General features: G+C 45.9%; 2 protein-coding genes and 1 pseudogene. 1 reads left to right on the top strand and 2 read right to left on the bottom strand.

What is annotated here, in order from left to right; all coding sequences use genetic code 11:
* The coding region (locus VF500_RS09875) for an FAD-dependent monooxygenase (protein ID WP_330859515.1) at nucleotides 1-930 on the bottom strand (930 nt) is incomplete at its 3' end.
* Entirely contained in the window at nucleotides 927-1,643 is a 717-nt protein-coding gene (locus VF500_RS09870) for an SAM-dependent methyltransferase (RefSeq protein ID WP_330859514.1), read from the bottom strand. The genes VF500_RS09870 and VF500_RS09875, both read right to left, overlap by 4 nt.
* Nucleotides 1,644-1,697: 54 nt before the next feature.
* On the opposite strand from VF500_RS09870, the pseudogene VF500_RS09865 reads away from it, so the two are divergent.
* Nucleotides 1,698-2,161, top strand: a pseudogene (locus tag VF500_RS09865) (hypothetical protein); the annotation flags it as partial.

Here is a 2,161-nt window from a genome sequence, read left to right as displayed (position 1 = left end):
ATAGGCATCCTGTAAACCGGTGTTCATACCCTGCCCGCCAACCGGCGAATGGATATGCGCGGCATCGCCAATTAAAAAGCAACGCTGCTCCCTGAATTTATCGGCCATGCGATGGTGCAGGCGATAGGTGGTGAACCAGTTGGTATGTTCAACGATGATCTGTTGTTTGGTAACATCCCGCAAGTGTGGCAATACCTCTTCAATCAGTAGTTCGTCTTTTTTATCAAACTCATCGGGCAGGTTTCCTACTACACGATAGCTCCGGTCATCGGGCATAGGGAAAAAGCCCGCAAATCCTTTTTTTGAAAGGAACAGGTTAACCTTATCGCCAAAATCAGCCTCTATTTTTATATCAGCTAAATAAAACTGGTGCTGATAGGTATCGCCATTAAAAGGAATATTCAATTGCTTCCTCACCGTGCTATGCGCGCCATCTGCCGCAATGAGCCAATTGCAAGTGATGGTTTGTTTATCCTCACCGCTTTGCAGTTGCAGGGTTACCTTATCGGCATCCTGACTTAGTGATAACAGCGAAGTGTTCCAGTATACCGGGCAGCAGTTGAGGGTAATGAAATCCAGCAATAAGCGCTCGTTTTTGCTCTGCGGGTACATCTGGATAAATGGAAAGGCCGTTTGCGTTTCACCAACATTGGCAAGCGAAAGACTGGCAACCTCTTCACCCTCCTGGTTAAACTGTACGCCGCCTCCCCGTTTGCCATCATTGAGCACCTTATCAATAACGCCCATTTGCCGGTAGATCTCCATAGACCGCGACTGAACAGCCAGCGCCTTTGAGTTTGTGGTTGGCCCCTGCTTGCTATCAATAATTACCGGCTGCACACCATAGCGTAAAAGCTGGGCCGCCATCATCAAACCTGATGGGCCGGCGCCTACTATTACAACCGGGGTATGCTGCTGGCTTATGGTCATTTATTACCGTGATAGAGTAAAAATATGGTTGGACGTTTATGCAATTCCGGAACCTTCTTTTGCCATTCGGCGATAGTTTTGGTTTGTACAAACTCAGTAGCAGCGGTAAGGTCGCAGGCTATACAAAGCTTGGTTTTGGGGTTACCCGTTTTCAGGATCTCCTCCAGCATAGGGTTATTGCGGAAAGGGGTTTCAATAAACATTTGGGTTTGATCAAGCTTTACGGCTGTATTTTCCAGCTCTTTGATCTTTTTAGCACGAAGCAGTTTATCAATAGGCAGGTAGCCATGAAAAGCAAAGCTTTGGCCGCTAAACCCCGAAGCCATCAGCGCCAGCAAAATAGAACTTGGGCCAACTAAAGGCACCACCTTAATACCCATACGGTGGGCTTTATCAACAATCTCGGCACCGGGATCGGCAACACCGGGGCAGCCGGCTTCACTCATCAAACCAACATCATTACCGGCTTGCAGTCCTTTAAAAAAATCGGCCTTGCCCGCATCGCGGTTATGTTTGCCATAGTCGTGGATCACGAGCTCACTTTGCGGGGTTTTCAATCCGGCCTCTTTTAAAAAGCGGCGTGCGGTTTTTTCATTCTCTACAATGTACTCTTTGATACTGTTGATGGTATCAACAAGGTAGGGCGTAAATGATTTTGCGGCCGCGTCATCGGCCAGTGGTACGGGAATTAAATATAGGGTTCCATAGGGCATATTGCAAAGTTGGTGTTTTTTGTTTAATTTAAGCTATCAAAAGGAGGCGGAAAAATGAGGCAATTAGGCGCAAACTGGTTTATTGAAGGTCATATTGATTTTGAATACAAAAAATATATCCTGTTAAGCTACCTTCAGGAAATTAACAGCCACTTTGATAACAGTCGGCTATACCCCAACCTGGCCGACCTGATTTTTCATTATAACAACCTCATCGATTTTAAAAAGAACAAGTCGTTGTTGCAGCAGGCCTTTCCGCAGCGCTTAACCCAGGCTGATATTGATGCAGTAAAGCTCACCTATCAAAAGATCATTATGGATGATCAAAGCATGCAGGAGATTGAACACATCATTACTTATGCTTTGGGCCAAATGGACCCGGCTATTAAAACCGGCAGGGATATTTATGATTTTGTAGAACGCCATGTTAATATTGACCCGGTAGGCATCATCCCCTTAATGCCTTATCACGGATACTTTTCGTTACATAACGGCAAGGAAAGCACCAACCGGATCTA

It is taken from the genome of Mucilaginibacter sp., from assembly GCF_036383575.1.
In the GTDB taxonomy this organism is placed as follows: domain Bacteria; phylum Bacteroidota; class Bacteroidia; order Sphingobacteriales; family Sphingobacteriaceae; genus Mucilaginibacter.
This window is presented reverse-complemented; position numbering and strand designations above follow the sequence as displayed.